Raw genomic sequence first — 14,002 nt, 5'->3', positions numbered from 1 at the left:
CTTGTTCGAAAGATCGCGCCGATCAGCTGACGATGCGCAGGTTCGACAGTTCGTCGGCGATTTCCTTGAAACTTTGCGACAAGGTGGCGCCGGTCGCGTTCCAGTACAGCTTCGCCGGTTTGCTCGGGTCGGTCGGATCCTTGCGGAAGCGCGAATCCGAGGAGCATTTCTTGAGCGCATCTATGGCAGTCTTTTCCGCCGGCTTGGAACTAACAAGGTCGAGCGAGACGGTCATCAAGAGAATGTTCGAATTCTTCGCATTGGCGCAAAGGGTTTGCATCTGCTCGTCAAGCGCGGCCGTGTAGTTGGTCGCCGTATAGGTTGTCTTGGCGACGGTCGTGTTGACGAACAGGCGGGTCGCAGGCTCCACTGGCTTCGGAAAATTAGGGCCGGTGTAGCCATAGGCGGCGTAGGTCGATCCATTCTTGGCGTAGTTGCTGGTCATGTCGTTGCTGGGGCCGATGCTGTAGGTGTTTGCGCCGTCGGTCAGGACGATGACCACTTTGTCGTTGCCTCTTTCGGTGTTCGGCCGGCCTTGCGTAAAAGGCTCGTTGCTCGACACCGTCCGCCAGCCCCAGGCCAGCCCTTCCGGCACGTTGGTGTTGCCCGTCGGGGCCATGGCATTGATGGCATCCGTCAGGATTTTCTTGCCATCGGTGGTGGTTATGTCCTGCAACGGCGTGATCGCGGCGGTCGTGCATGCCGAATTGGGTCCATCATCGGCCGCAGCGGCTGCTGCGTCCCAGGGCTTTGTCAGAAAATACTTGCGCATATCCGCCTGGCGTTTGGGGACAGTCAGCGTGTCGGAATAATCGATCCACCAATTGTTGGCGTAACCCCATGTCGATGTGCTGGTGCGAGTTGTGTCGAGCCAGAAATTGCCGGCTTCGTCCGGGGCGAACATCGGCACGAACATGGTGGCGGGCGTGCTCGTGGTCGGCGATGTGTCGTCGTCATTATAGGTATACGGCCTCGCCTCCACGCAGCCCTTCCAGGCTTCGTATTGGGCGGTCACAGAGGTCTTGCAACTGCCGTTCGAGTTCTTTTTCGTACAGCTCGTGGCCTTCATGTCGTTTGCAAAGAGACTGAACCGCGTCGCCGTGGTATTTTGGCCGTATTGCCCGGTGCCCCAGCCAGTGCCGCGCTTCCAGTAAGCACCGCCAACCTTTTCAATGTATTTATTCGAGTCATAACCAGATGACGCGTTCTTGTACATGAACTGCCAATCAAAGTTCTCGTGATGGATTGGCGAAATGCCGGTCGTATCCATCCAGGTTGCGTCCTTGTTGGCTGGGCCAACATTGACCGACGCAGAAAACGGGACCAGCGAGAACTGCACCGGCCTGGTGACCTGCCTCATTTGTGCGGCCTGGAGCGCCATCGTATTGACAAGCTCGGTAGCGGCCTTCTTGAGCAAATCTATTCGCGGCTGGCCGGTGCCGGAGCCGTTGATGCTCATGGAGCCGGAATTGTCGAGCACGAGAGACACTTCCAGCGTGTTCTTGAGGCGGATCTCGGAGCACGCGGAGGTTTTGGCATCGGTGGACGTTCTTCCGATCAGCATGGCCGCCACCGGCAGGAAATAGGGGTGGAACGTCAAACTGGCGCACAGCTTCAGCGTGCCGCCACCTGCGTTGTTGTTGGGCAGCGTCACCGTCAGGGCCGTATTGGCCGAGCTGACCTTTCCGAGATTGGCTTCGAAGAAATCCTTCGCATAGGCCTTGACTGCCGTGTCGGTCGCCCCGGTGACGATCTGCTGTGCCGTGGCAATCCCGGCGGCATCCAGCGCGTTCAGCATGTTCTGCTTCTGGCGCAGGAGATCGGTGTAGTCGATTGCAAGCGCCAGCGCGCCCATCAAGGGCACCATGGTGATCACTGTCATCAAGGCATAGTTGCCGCGTCTGTCGTTCAGAAATCTGCGGATCATGCCTTCAGCACCCCTGCCAGGACCCAATATCGGTCCGAAGATGCCCACAAAATCGTTAAATTTCAGGTTGCTGAAATACATTCAACATCGGCCCATCTTTTCAAGGCTCGTTAACCACTCGGCCCTGGTGATCAGCGGTGCGACATTGTTTCGATCGACCGAAGCTCGGAGAAGGGTGGTTCCTGCCTGTTGCAACCTTCGATCAGCCCGTTGCGCAACAGCCTGGCAAGTGCCGAAAAGCTGGTGACAGGATGAAACGCTTCGGTTAATGCGGGGCCGGTTGCGGCGGACCGTCGGCTGCAGCTCTCGCAATGATCGTCACAGCAGGAAAACGGCATGGCGGATTCGCCTGACATCATCGGCTCGCTCGCGGATTTGTCGGGCGCCTACTCGGCCATCCTGTGCGATGTCTGGGGGGTGATCCACAATGGCGAATGGCATTTTCCGGCGGCTGCCGAAGCGCTTGCCGCCGCGCGTGCGGCGAAGGTCCCGGTCGTCCTGATCACCAACTCGCCGCGCCGCAATGCCGATGTGGTGGCGCAGATGAATGCGATCGGCGTTCCCGCCGCCGCCTACGACCGCGTCGTGACCTCAGGCGATGTGACCCGCGACCTTATCGCCGAAGGCCCACGAAAAATCTTCCATATCGGCGCCGACCGCGATTTCACCCTCTATGACGGTCTGGACGTCGAGCTCGTCGAGGAGTTCGAGGCCTCCGGCGCGGTCTGCACCGGGCTGTTCGACGACGAGGTGGAAACGCCTGAGGATTACGCCGATCTGCTGCGCCGGCTGCGCGCCAGGAACCTGCCTTTCATCTGCGCCAATCCCGACATCGTGGTCGAACGCGGCGAGCGCATGATCTGGTGCGCCGGCGCATTGGCGCGCGACTATGCCCAGCTTGGCGGCCGCACGCTGATCGCCGGAAAACCTTATGCGCCGGTCTATGACGTAGCGCTGCGGGAGGTTGCCGTGCTTCTAGGCCGAGACGTCGCGCGCACCGAGGTGCTGGCCATCGGCGACGGCATGATGACCGACGTCAAGGGCGCCGCCGACAACGGCATCGACGTGCTTTACGTCTCGGGCGGCATTCACGCGCGCGACTATGGCGATCCCATGCAGCCGGACCCCGCCAGGCTTGCAGCCTTTCTGCAAAAGCACGGCTACCGGCCGGTCGCCGTCATTCCGAGACTGCGGTAGGGTTGCTGCATGAGCGCAGCTTTCGAACACATTTCAGCAACCGCGCCGCTGCCGCCGCATTTGCGCGGCGGCGTGGTGGCGATCGGCAATTTCGACGGCGTCCATCGCGGCCACCAGGCGGTGCTCGATCGCGCGCTTGCCGAAGCCGGGCGGCGCAGCGTGCCGGCACTGGTGCTGACCTTCGAGCCGCATCCGCGCAAGGTGTTCAGGCCGGATATGCCGCTGTTCGTGTTGACGCCGCCGCCGATGAAGGCGCGGCTGTTGTCGCATCTGGGCTTTGCCGCACTCGTCGAACAGCCGTTCACGCGCGCCTTTGCCGGCCTGTCGGCCGAGGCTTTCGTAACCGATGTGCTGGAGACGAACCTCGGCATCACCCATGCCGTCACCGGCTTCGATTTCCACTTTGGCAAGGACCGGCAAGGCGGCCCGGCCTTTCTGATGGTGGCAGGCGAGCGCCACGGGTTCGGGGTCACCCTGGTCGACGCTTTTCGCGACGAGGGCGCCGAGGTGGTGTCGTCGAGTCGTATCCGCGCGCTGCTCTGCGAGGGCGAGGTGGCCGAAGCCGCCGGCCTGCTCGGCTATCGCTTCACTGTCGAAAGCGAAGTCATCGGTGGCCAGCAACTCGGCCGCACGCTCGGCTTCCCGACAGCCAACATGAGGCTTTCTCCGGAAGCGACTCTCAAGGAAGGGATTTATGCCGTCCGCTTCCGCCGCGCCGATGGCACGCTTTATGACGGTGTGGCCAGCTTCGGCCGCCGTCCGACCGTCGACGACAATGGCGCGCCGCTGCTCGAAACCTTCGTCTTCGACTTTGCCGGCGATCTCTATGGTGAGATCTGCGACGTATCGTTCTTCGGCTTTATGCGCCCCGAGGTGAAGTTCGATGGGCTCGATGCGCTGGTGGCACAAATGAAGCGCGACGAGGCGGAGGCGCGCGCGCTGCTGGCCGGCGTCAGGCCGCTTTCGCAGTTGGACAGCGCGATCGCTTTTTGAGCCTTCCGGCCGCTTACCTCTTCAAGCCCCTACTTCTTCAACGCCAGTCCGAGAGCGATGAAGCTCCAGCCCTGGAAGATCAGGTCGATGGCCAGGAACAGGCCGAGCACCCACAGGCTGTTGACCGGCCAGCCCATGGCGATGGTCAGCCCCGCCAGCACGCTGATCAGGCCCGCCGCGACGACCCAGCCCCAGCCCTTTTCCGGTCGGTGGCTATAGCCGACCCAGGCCCTGAGCGCGCCTGAAGCGACCAGCGCCACCGCCAGCAGCAAGGTCAGCACCGTCGAGGCCAGCAGCGGATTGTCGAAGGCAAAGCAACCGGCAACGGCATAAAGTAGGCCGCTGAGCAGCCAATAGAAGAAGCGACTCCAGGTCTTCACGCCGAAGGCATGCACGATCTCGATGATGCCGGCCATCAGCATCAGCCAGCCCACGACATAGACCGAGGCGACGGTGGCGATGAACAGATTGCCGAAGGCAATGCCGCCGAAGATGAGCAGCAGCACGCCGAGCGCGACGAACCACCCCCATTTGTCCCGTGTCCGGCCGATCGCATCTTTGAGGGTATCACCGTGCAGGGTCATGGCTGCATCTCCTCGAAATCGCCTGGCACCTTGCCGGGAGGTTAGCCCCGGCTGTAGCGGACGTCCAGCCGATGGCGACGGCTAGCAAACAAACAAAGCGTCGGTGGCTTGAGGTTCGCGCGTACGTGTCAATTTATGGCAGCCCACCCAGTCACAAGGACGAGGACAAGCGTGACGATCGCTCCAGAGACGTAGACGATCGTTCTGACACTGCCACCCTTGGCGGCATTGCCGCCGCGTAGGTAAACCCCCAGGTGAAGCAGGCGTATCGCCACATGAACCCAGACAATGGTCGCCAACGTGGCCGACCCAACGCCAACCATCATGGCCAGCACCGCCGGGACGACAAAAGGCGCCAGCGCCTCGACCGAGTTCATATGCACGCGGTCGATCCTGTAGAGGAGATTGGCGTCGTCGGCCGGGATCACCGGACCGGAAAGCGCTCCGGCAAATCCCTTGGACGAACCCGAGTAAACCGCCAGCGCGACTGACAAAAGACAGAGGATCAGTACACCGAGGATGCTTAGCCAATAGGGTTCCATAATTGTGCTCCTTCAGGTCACCTTGCTGGCAAAAAGATCCTGGAATCGCCTGAGATACAGCGGCCAGCCTCGATCACCGTCAATCCCAAAGCGCACGCCTTCCCAGCCTTCGCCATGACGTTCGAGATTGCGATGCTCGATCTCGACGCGGGTCCGGCTATTCGTCTCCGCCGTAAACCGGACTTCCCACTCGCTGGTCCTGTCCGGATTGGTCTCGATCTGCCATTGAGGGCTGATATCCCAACTCAGAAGCAGTCGGTTCGGCGGCTCGTAGGCCAGCACCCGTGCCCAGCGGCACTCGCTGCCATCCACACCGCGGTCGTAGACGTGACCGCCAACGCGGGGTTCGAAGATCGTCTCCGCGATCGGCACCGCAAGCAGGTTATGCTCTTTGGGTTTGAAACTGCCGAAGTCCTCGGTGAAGACCTTGAAGGCATGTGCGATCGTAGCCTCGACAAGGATGGAGTGCCTCACGGGCGGTTGATGCGTGCTCATTCCTGCTCCTTCAAGGGCTGTTCGACGACCACTTTGTAGGCCGCCAAGGTCTTGCTCCAGAACCGGTCGAGTTCGGCGCGCAGGCTGGCCAAGCCTTCCGGTTCGACCCGGTAGATGCGTTGCTTGCCTAGCCGTGTGTTGGCCACGAGGCCGGCGTCCTTGAGCACCTTCAGGTGCTGCGAGACCGCCGGCCGGGTGACAGGAAGCGCACGAGCCAATTCCCCGACCGAACAGGGTTGTTCGACCAGCAGTTCGAAGATCGTCCGCCTGGTCGGGTCGCCAAGCGCTGTCCATCTGTTCATGTTAGTCTGCACTAACGCGAATTTAGGCAACCTCGCTATTTCTGTCAACTCGCCACAGGCCCGGCGGCGCCCTGTTCAAATGGGCCACAGCGCAAAAAACAGGGTCGCAGTTGCCGCCACTGCTGTAGATTTTAAGTCAAATTTTACCGAACCGGCGCCATGGCTTTGGCTGCCGGGTGTTCTCTCCGTTTGTTTCGCGTATGGGGTGATGATGCGTATTGTCTGGACGATTCCGCTGTTTCTCGCCTCGGCGCTGCTCACTGTGTCCACCGCCAATGCGGGCGAGGGTGCCTTCGGCTGGATGTCCGGCGACTGGTACCTGACGCTTGGCGCCACCGGCATGGTCGCGCCGAAATTCGAGGGCTCCAACAGCTATCTGCTCAGCGCATCGCCGATCATCTCGCTGGGCAAGGCCGGCCCGGCCGCGCGCTTTACCTCGCGCAACGACAACATCTCGCTGGCGCTGGTCGACGATGGCGGCGTCCGCGCCGGCCTGACCGGAAAATTCCTGTTTTCCCGCGACAGCAAGGATGAGCTCAAGGGCCTCGACCCGGTGCGCTGGGGCGGTGAGGTCGGCGGCTTCTTCGAAATCTATCCGACGGACTGGCTGCGCGCCCGCGCCGACTGCGCCATGGCATTCGTGCCCATGATGGCTTTGTCGCCGACATCGCCGCCGATGCTTTCTACGACGTGACGCCGACTGTCAGAATTTCGGGCGGACCACGCGTGTCCTTTGCCTCGTCGGGCTATTTCGACTCTTATTATGGTGTCAACGCCAAGGAGGCTGCGGCCTCGGACCTGAGCGAATACCATCCTGGCGGCGGCCTGAAATCGACCGGCCTTGGTGGCGCCATCACCTGGAAGGTGACCGATCCGATGACCGCCAGCCTGTTCGGCGAATATGCGCGCCTGATGGGCCCGGCCGCCGATTCCAGCCTGGTCAAGGAGCGCGGCGACCGTAACCAGTTCACGGTCGGCGTCTCGACCACCTATCGCTTCGACTTCGCGATGTAAGTGAATCGAACAAGAGACGCTTTATTCCTGCGGCTTTCTCGGCTAAAAGCCCGGCAATGACGAGCTTTTCACGCCTTCGCGCGCTGACGATACGAATTACAGGCCCGGTGTTCCGGGCGGCCTGAGCGCCGCCGGAGCCGCCGGGAGTTTTGCGCGCCCCCTCGCGCTTTTCCAATCATGATAGTTCACGCCCGAGCTTTTACGCCCGCCGGGCAATGCATATGGCAGACCAATGACCGACACTGTTGAAACGATCGACTATTCCAAGACGCTTTACCTGCCGCAGACGGATTTCCCGATGCGCGCCGGCTTGCCGGAAAAGGAACCGCTGCTGGTCAAGCGCTGGCAGGACATGGACCTCTATCGCAAGCTGCGCGAGGAGGCGGCCGGCCGCGAAAAATACGTGCTGCATGACGGCCCGCCCTACGCCAACGGCAACATCCATATCGGCCATGCGCTGAACAAGATCCTCAAGGACGTCATCACCCGCTCGTTCCAGATGCGCGGCTATGACGCCAATTATGTGCCGGGCTGGGATTGCCACGGCCTGCCGATCGAATGGAAGATCGAGGAACAGTACCGCGCCAAGGGCAAGAACAAGGACGAGGTGCCGGTCAACGAATTCCGCAACGAATGCCGCGAGTTCGCCGCGAACTGGATCTCCGTGCAGGGCGCGGAGTTTCAGCGACTGGGCGTAATCGGCGACTTCAAGAACCCCTATACGACGATGGCTTTCCATTCGGAGTCACGCATCGCCGGGGAGTTGTTGAAGTTCGCCATGTCCGGCCAGCTCTATCGTGGCTCCAAGCCCGTGATGTGGAGTGTGGTCGAGCGCACCGCGTTGGCCGAGGCCGAGATCGAGTACCAGGATTATGAGTCGGATACGATCTGGGTGAAGTTTCCAGTTGTGTCAGGATTTTGGAGCGTTGAGCACTTTGCATCAGACGCTGCACCGTCCATGCGCGTTCCGGAAAGCGTTGCACTTTTGGACAACGCCCACGTCGTCATCTGGACGACAACCCCGTGGACGATCCCCGGCAACCGTGCCGTCAACTATTCGTCACGGATCGGCTACGGCCTTTATGAAGTTACAGCAGCCGAAAATTCGTTCGGTCCACAGCCCGGTGAAAAGCTGATCTTTGCAGATGCGCTTGCCGAAGACTCCTCGGCCAAGGCCAAGGTCACCTTGAATCGGCTTCGCAGCGTTTCGGTCGAAGAGCTTGGAAGCCTTACACTTTCACATCCCTTCAAAGGTCTCGGCGGCGGCTACGAATTCGCCGTGCCGATGCTGGCCGGCGATCATGTCACCGACGACGCCGGCACCGGCTTCGTCCACACCGCGCCCGGCCATGGCCGCGAGGACTTTGATGCCTGGATGGATGCGGCATCGGATTTGCGCGCACGTGGCATCGACCCTGCCATCCCCTTCACTGTAGACGACGCCGGCTTCTTCACCAGAGACGCGCCAGGCTTCGGCCCGGACCGTGAAGGTGGCGCCGCGCGCGTCATCGACGACAACGGCAAGAAGGGCAATGCCAATCAGGCGGTCATCGACGAACTGATCAAGCGCAACGCGCTGTTCGCGCGCGGCCGGCTGAAGCATTCCTACCCGCATTCCTGGCGGTCGAAGAAGCCGATCATCTTCCGCAACACGCCGCAATGGTTCGTCTATATGGACAAGGACCTCGGCGACGGCACGACGTTGCGCAGCCGTGCGCTGAAGGCGATCGACGACACACGCTTCGTGCCGGCGGCCGGCCAGAACCGTATCCGCGCCATGATCGAGGAACGCCCGGATTGGGTCTTGTCGCGCCAGCGCGCCTGGGGCGTGCCGATCGCCGTCTTTGCCGATGAGGATGGCAACGTGCTGAAGGACGAAGCCGTCAACCAGCGCATCATGGATGCTTTCGAACAGGAAGGCGCCGACGCCTGGTTCGCTGCCGGCGCCAAGGAGCGTTTCCTCGGCAATCATGATGCCTCCAAATGGAAGCAGGTGATGGACATCCTCGACGTCTGGTTCGATTCGGGCTCGACGCATGTCTTCACGCTGGAAGACCGTCCGGACCTGAAATGGCCGGCCGACGTCTATCTCGAAGGCTCCGACCAGCATCGCGGCTGGTTCCACTCCTCGCTGCTCGAAAGCTGCGGCACCAGGGGCAGGGCGCCCTACGACACCGTCGTCACCCATGGCTTCACCATGGATGAAGAGGGGCGAAAGATGTCGAAATCGCTCGGCAACACCGTCGTGCCGCAGGACGTCATCAAGCAGTCCGGCGCCGACATTCTGCGGCTATGGGTGGTGACGACGGACTATTGGGAAGACCAGCGTCTCGGCAAGAACGTGCTGCAGACCAACATCGATGCCTATCGCAAGCTCCGCAACACCATCCGCTGGATGCTGGGCACGCTCGCCCATGACGATGGCGAGGAAGTGCCGCTCGAAAAGATGCCGGAGCTGGAGCGGCTGATGCTGCATCGGCTGGCCGAGCTCGATGAGGTCGTGCGCTCGGGCTACGACGCGTTCGAGTTCAAACGCATCACCCGCACTTTGCTGGACTTTATGGTGGTCGAGCTGTCGGCCTTCTATTTCGACATCAGGAAGGACGCGCTCTATTGCGAGGGGCCCGGCAGCGTGAAGCGCAAGGCCTCGGTGCAAGTGGTGCGCCACCTCTTCGACTGCCTGGTGAAATGGCTGGCGCCGATGCTGCCCTTCACCACGGAAGAAGCCTGGCTCGACCGTCATCCGGATGCTGTCTCGCTGCATCTCGACCAGTTCCCCGAGATTCCGGCCGAGTGGAAGAACGAGGCACTGGCGGAAAAATGGCGCAAGGTGCGGCAGGTCCGCCGTGTCGTCACCGGCGCGCTCGAGATCGCACGCGCTCAGAAGGTCATCGGTGCCTCGCTGGAAGCCGTGCCGGTCGTGAGCCTCGACGATGCCACGCTTGAAGCCGCGATCGCCGATGTCGACATGGCCGAGATGGCGATCACCAGCGATCTCGTCATCGCCCATGGCAAGGCGCCGGAAGGCGCCTTTGCGCTCGACGATGTCAAAGGTGTCGCGGTGGTGGTCGAAAAGGCCGAGGACCGCGGCTTGGTCAAATGCGCGCGTTCGTGGCGCTATACCGCCGATGTCGGGCAGGACGTGGAATTCCCCGACGTGTCTGCCCGCGATGCCGCCGTGCTGCATGAACTCAAGGCTCTGGGGCGTTTGTAAGCGCTCATAGCCGGTGCACAAATGCCACGGCGGGCGGGTGAAAACCGCCCGCGCGTTGCCCTTAACGAGTGGTTCAGCTAAACAGACGAAACTCCGGAAGACAAATTGTCGCCGGAATTCCGTCGCAAGAGCGTGGACGATGGGGACCGGACCTTCGGCCGGTGGCGATCGAGAGGCTGTCTAGAGTGGGACTTTTTGGCATGACCAAGAGAACTTATGCGCGCGTTGCGCTGCTGGCGCCGCTTGTCGTGTCCGGCCTCGCTCTGTCCGGCTGCATGGGTTCGCCGACCTACGGCACCGACAAGACGGCTGGCGAGCAGCTTGCGGGCGACCTTTCCGGCGCCTTCGCGATCACGCCCAAGCACAAGGAACAGATCGACTACAGGCCGCGTCCGGAGCTGGTAAAGCCGGCGCCGGGGCAGAAGGAAGTGCTGCCGCCGCCACAGGAAAGCATCGAGACGGCGAGCACCGATTGGCCCGAATCGCCCGAGCAGCGCCGCGCCCGCCTGCGTGCCGACGCCACTGCCCACCAGGACGACCCGTCCTATCAGTCGGGGATCGTCGACGACGTGCAGACCGATCCGGCTTCCGTGAAGAAGGCGCTGGCGGATTCGGGCTCAAGCCACCCGCCGGCCTGGTCGCCGAAGGATTCAGACAAGGGCCGCGCCGCCGAGATCCAGCGCCGCACCGCAGAGCAAAAGCAGGGCGATCCCAACACTCGCAGATATCTGAGCGAGCCGCCTCTGGCCTATCGGGCTGCCTCCGACACGGCGCCGCAGGGCGAACTCGGCGAGGATGAATACAAGAAGGAACGCCGCCTCAAGAAGGAAGCGGCCGCCAAGGGCAAGAGCGGCGGGCTCTTCGACTGGCTGCCCTCCTGGTAGGAACCGTCGCCTTCGGTAGCTGAAGGCTCTACGTTTCGCGTCTTTCCCGAAAGAATTCCCTGAGCAGCAGCGCCGCGTCGGCCTCGGCCATGCCCGGATAGATGTCGGGCGTATGGTGGCAGGTCGGCGAAGCGAAGAAGCGCACGCCGTTGACCACCGCGCCGCCCTTCTCGTCGGCCGCGCCGAAATAGAGCCGGCGCAGCCTGGCGAAGGAAATGGCGCCTGCGCACATGGCGCAGGGTTCCAGCGTCACATAGAGGTCGTGGCCGGTCAGCCGCTCGCTGGAGAGCGTTTGGCAGGCCGCGCGGATGGCCAGCATTTCGGCATGCGCCGTCGGATCGGCAAGTTCGCGGGTGCGGTTGCCGGCGGATGCCACCACCGTGTCGCCGCTGGCGATGACGGCGCCAACCGGAACTTCTCCGCGCAAGGCGGCGGCTTGCGCCTCTTTCAGCGCCAGCGCCATGAAATCCGGCCGCTTCACGCGGTTTCCATTCCGATTATCTCCTCGCCACTTGGCGGTGATCCTGTTATGGAGCGCGTCAACCCGAATATCGGAACAGATTTTCGGAAATGATCATGCGCCAAATCAAAGTGCTATAGCGTCCTTTGCGCGTCCGAAAGGATGCGCCACGCTGTAGCAGCGCAACAAGGCAAAGGCCACATGGACGACAACGACAAGAAATCTCCGCGCCACAAAGGCCCGGGCAAAAGCGGCCCTGGAGCCGCGGGGCCGCGCCGCGATGGCGCCGCCGGCAAAAGCGGCAAACCCTCCTTCGGGGCCAAGAAACCCTATTCACCGCGAGGCGCCCGGCCCGCAGCGGCTGAGGGCGAGCGGCCCAAGCGCGATTTCAAAAGTGGCGACCGGCCATTCAGCAAAGGTCCGCGTTCCGAAGGCAAGCCCTTCGAAAAGCGCGAGGGACCGCGCAAGCCATATGCACCACGCGGTGACCGGCCGATGGCAGCCGAAGGCGAGCGCAAGCCGTATGAAAAGCGCGAAGGGCCGCGCAAACCCTATGCGCCGCGTGGGGATCGCCCTATGGCGGCCGAGGGTGAACGCAAGCCGTATGAAAAGCGCGAGGGGCCGCGCAAGCCTTATGCACCGCGCCGCGATCGGCCGGTTGCGGCCGATGGCGAGCGGCCAAAGCGCGATTTCAAGGGCGGCGATCGGCCGTTCAGCAAGGGGCCGCGTCCCGAAGGCAAGCCTTTCGAAAAGCGTGAAGGGCCGCGCAAGCCCTACGCACCGCGTGGCGATCGGCCTGCTTCCGCCGAGGGCGAAAAGCGTTTTGACCGGCCAAAGCGCGATTTTGGCGATCGCCCGCAGCGCGACGCCGGAGATCGTCCCAAGCGTGACTTCAGCGATCGCCCCAAGCGCGATTTCGGTGGTGACCGGCCGCAAGCATCTGGCGGCCCCTTCAAGCCGCGCCCGCGTCCGGCCGAGGCTGAAGAAGCCGGCGAGCGTATCGCCAAGCGGCTGGCCCGCGCCGGCCTGGCGTCGCGCCGCGACGCCGAAGACCTGATCGCGGCGGGCCGTGTCAAGGTCAACAACCGGGCTTTGACCTCGCCGGCCTTCAACGTCATGCCGGGCGACATCATCCATCTCGACGGCATGGAGATCCCGCCGATCGAGCGCACCCGCCTGTTCCTGTTTCACAAGCCGGCCGGCGTCGTTACCACCAACCGCGACCCCGAGGGCCGCAAGACCGTGTTCGACGTGCTGCCGGCCGAATTGCCACGGCTGATGACCATCGGCCGCCTCGACATCAACACCGAAGGCCTGCTGCTGCTCACCAATGATGGCGGTCTGTCGCGCGTGCTCGAACTGCCTGCCACTGGCTGGCTGCGCCGTTACCGCGTGCGCGTTCATGGCAAGGTCGAGGAAAGCATGCTCGCAGGCCTGCGTGAAGGCATTGCCGTCGACGGCGTCTTCTACGGCGCCATCGAGGCGACGCTCGATCGTGAACAAGGCACCAACGCCTGGCTGACGATCGGCCTGCGCGAAGGCAAGAACCGCGAAGTGAAGAACATCCTTGGATCGCTCGGCCTCGACGTGACGCGGCTGATCCGTATCTCCTACGGACCGTTCCAGCTCGACGATCTCGCCGAAGGCCATGTGCTGGAGATCAAGGGCCGCGTCTTGCGCGACCAGCTCGGCGAGCGACTGGTCGAGGAATCCGGCGCCAATTTCGACGCCGAGATCATCAAGCCGTTTTCCAACCAGCCGGTGCGGCGAGAGCGTGACGCGGAGCCGGAACGGCCGAAAGTCACCCGCGAGGGTGACCATCGGCCGATCGGCGAGGGCGGTCTTATCAAGAACCGCAAGCGCCGCGAAGGCAGCCGCGACGAAGCGCTCGGCAAGCTGTCGACCAGTCCCGAAAGGGGCGCGAGGCCGGAAAAGAGCTTTGGCGAACGCGGCCCGAGACCCGAGCGCAGCGAGTTTTCGGACAAGCCGCGCAGCGAGTTTCGCGAAAAGCCGCGCGGCGATTTTGGCGACAAGCCCCGTGGAGGCTTCGGCGACAAGCCGCGCGGCGCCTTTGGTGACAAACCGCGCGGCGGCAAGAAGCCCGAGCGCGAGCAGCGGCCGATCGATCCGCCGGGCCAGCGCAAGGCTAATGTCTGGATGGCGCCGGGCGCGCGTCCGATCGGCAAGGGCAGGGCGGAAGCCGATGCCGCCAAGGCGGCCGAGGCCAAGGCGCGCAAGGCGTCGTTCAAGCCGTCCTATGGCAAGCCGGCCTATGGCAAGCCGGGCGGAGCCAAGCCGTTCGGCAAGCCGGGTGGCGAGCGTCCGGATGGCGGTCGGGGCGGCGAGCGGCCACGCAACGGTCCCAAGGGCCCGAGGACCAGATGATGCCG

Annotated in this window: 11 protein-coding genes and 1 pseudogene; 6 read left to right on the top strand and 6 right to left on the bottom strand. The window is 62.9% G+C overall.

The annotated features are described in order from the left end of the window. Positions 1 to 22: 22 nt before the first annotated feature. The gene (locus NLY33_RS24210; RefSeq protein ID WP_023709708.1) at positions 23 to 1,927 is read right to left on the bottom strand and encodes a TadE/TadG family type IV pilus assembly protein; all 1,905 of its coding nucleotides are present in this window, start codon (positions 1,925 to 1,927) and stop codon (positions 23 to 25) included. Between the two features lie 336 nt (positions 1,928 to 2,263). On the opposite strand from NLY33_RS24210, the gene NLY33_RS24205 reads away from it, so the two are divergent. Together NLY33_RS24205 and NLY33_RS24200 are read left to right on the top strand one after the other, a co-directional pair. After that, complete coding sequence (locus tag NLY33_RS24205; RefSeq protein ID WP_023671533.1) at positions 2,264 to 3,124, top strand: TIGR01459 family HAD-type hydrolase; 861 nt, start codon at positions 2,264 to 2,266, stop codon at positions 3,122 to 3,124. A gap of 9 nt (positions 3,125 to 3,133) precedes the next feature. Next, the gene (locus tag NLY33_RS24200; protein ID WP_023705734.1) at positions 3,134 to 4,117 is read left to right on the top strand and encodes a bifunctional riboflavin kinase/FAD synthetase; all 984 of its coding nucleotides are present in this window, start codon (positions 3,134 to 3,136) and stop codon (positions 4,115 to 4,117) included. A 29-nt stretch (positions 4,118 to 4,146) separates the two neighbouring features. Here NLY33_RS24200 and NLY33_RS24195 read toward each other — a convergent pair whose 3' ends face one another. The 4 genes from NLY33_RS24195 to NLY33_RS24180 form a co-directional block, all read right to left on the bottom strand. After that, positions 4,147 to 4,701: an HdeD family acid-resistance protein gene (locus NLY33_RS24195; RefSeq protein ID WP_023708514.1), complete on the bottom strand. Its 555-nt coding sequence runs from the start codon at positions 4,699 to 4,701 to the stop codon at positions 4,147 to 4,149. Positions 4,702 to 4,829: 128 nt separating this feature from the next. Then, positions 4,830 to 5,243, bottom strand: a complete 414-nt coding sequence (locus tag NLY33_RS24190) for an MAPEG family protein (protein ID WP_023671536.1) — start codon at positions 5,241 to 5,243, stop codon at positions 4,830 to 4,832. Positions 5,244 to 5,255: 12 nt separating this feature from the next. Further along, positions 5,256 to 5,738 carry an SRPBCC family protein gene (locus tag NLY33_RS24185; protein ID WP_023705736.1) on the bottom strand — a complete coding sequence of 161 codons (483 nt, stop codon included), beginning with the start codon at positions 5,736 to 5,738 and terminating at the stop codon, positions 5,256 to 5,258. Then, the gene (locus NLY33_RS24180; protein WP_023689559.1) at positions 5,735 to 6,040 is read right to left on the bottom strand and encodes an ArsR/SmtB family transcription factor; all 306 of its coding nucleotides are present in this window, start codon (positions 6,038 to 6,040) and stop codon (positions 5,735 to 5,737) included. Before NLY33_RS24180 ends, NLY33_RS24185 begins: the two co-directional genes overlap by 4 nt. A 211-nt stretch (positions 6,041 to 6,251) precedes the next feature. Here NLY33_RS24180 and NLY33_RS24175 point away from each other — a divergent pair. From NLY33_RS24175 to NLY33_RS24165, 3 genes and pseudogenes are all read left to right on the top strand, one after another. After that, positions 6,252 to 7,054 (top strand): annotated as a pseudogene (locus NLY33_RS24175) (MipA/OmpV family protein). A gap of 232 nt (positions 7,055 to 7,286) precedes the next feature. Beyond that, entirely contained in the window at positions 7,287 to 10,268 is a 2,982-nt protein-coding gene (gene ileS, locus NLY33_RS24170) for an isoleucine--tRNA ligase (RefSeq protein ID WP_023705738.1), read from the top strand. 200 nt (positions 10,269 to 10,468) lie between these two features. Further along, positions 10,469 to 11,152, top strand: a complete 684-nt coding sequence (locus NLY33_RS24165) for a hypothetical protein (protein ID WP_023705739.1) — start codon at positions 10,469 to 10,471, stop codon at positions 11,150 to 11,152. Between the two features lie 28 nt (positions 11,153 to 11,180). Here NLY33_RS24165 and NLY33_RS24160 read toward each other — a convergent pair whose 3' ends face one another. Next, entirely contained in the window at positions 11,181 to 11,633 is a 453-nt protein-coding gene (locus NLY33_RS24160) for a nucleoside deaminase (protein WP_023694762.1), read from the bottom strand. 180 nt (positions 11,634 to 11,813) lie between these two features. On the opposite strand from NLY33_RS24160, the gene NLY33_RS24155 reads away from it, so the two are divergent. Beyond that, the gene (locus tag NLY33_RS24155; protein WP_023705740.1) at positions 11,814 to 13,997 is read left to right on the top strand and encodes a pseudouridine synthase; all 2,184 of its coding nucleotides are present in this window, start codon (positions 11,814 to 11,816) and stop codon (positions 13,995 to 13,997) included. Positions 13,998 to 14,002: the final 5 nt, after the last annotated feature.

It is taken from the genome of Mesorhizobium sp. C432A (genome assembly GCF_030323145.1).
GTDB lineage: Bacteria > Pseudomonadota > Alphaproteobacteria > Rhizobiales > Rhizobiaceae > Mesorhizobium.
The sequence above is the reverse complement of the archived record's forward strand: the minus strand, read 5'-3'. Positions and strand labels throughout refer to the sequence as shown.

Coding starts and splice junctions, on each gene's coding strand:
- NLY33_RS24210 (WP_023709708.1), bottom strand. CDS start 1,927: ATGATCCGCAGATTTCTGAACGACAGACGCGGCAACTATGCCTTGATG.
- NLY33_RS24205 (WP_023671533.1), top strand. CDS start 2,264: ATGGCGGATTCGCCTGACATCATCGGCTCGCTCGCGGATTTGTCGGGC.
- NLY33_RS24200 (WP_023705734.1), top strand. CDS start 3,134: ATGAGCGCAGCTTTCGAACACATTTCAGCAACCGCGCCGCTGCCGCCG.
- NLY33_RS24195 (WP_023708514.1), bottom strand. CDS start 4,701: ATGACCCTGCACGGTGATACCCTCAAAGATGCGATCGGCCGGACACGG.
- NLY33_RS24190 (WP_023671536.1), bottom strand. CDS start 5,243: ATGGAACCCTATTGGCTAAGCATCCTCGGTGTACTGATCCTCTGTCTT.
- NLY33_RS24185 (WP_023705736.1), bottom strand. CDS start 5,738: ATGAGCACGCATCAACCGCCCGTGAGGCACTCCATCCTTGTCGAGGCT.
- NLY33_RS24180 (WP_023689559.1), bottom strand. CDS start 6,040: ATGAACAGATGGACAGCGCTTGGCGACCCGACCAGGCGGACGATCTTC.
- ileS (WP_023705738.1), top strand. CDS start 7,287: ATGACCGACACTGTTGAAACGATCGACTATTCCAAGACGCTTTACCTG.
- NLY33_RS24165 (WP_023705739.1), top strand. CDS start 10,469: ATGACCAAGAGAACTTATGCGCGCGTTGCGCTGCTGGCGCCGCTTGTC.
- NLY33_RS24155 (WP_023705740.1), top strand. CDS start 11,814: ATGGACGACAACGACAAGAAATCTCCGCGCCACAAAGGCCCGGGCAAA.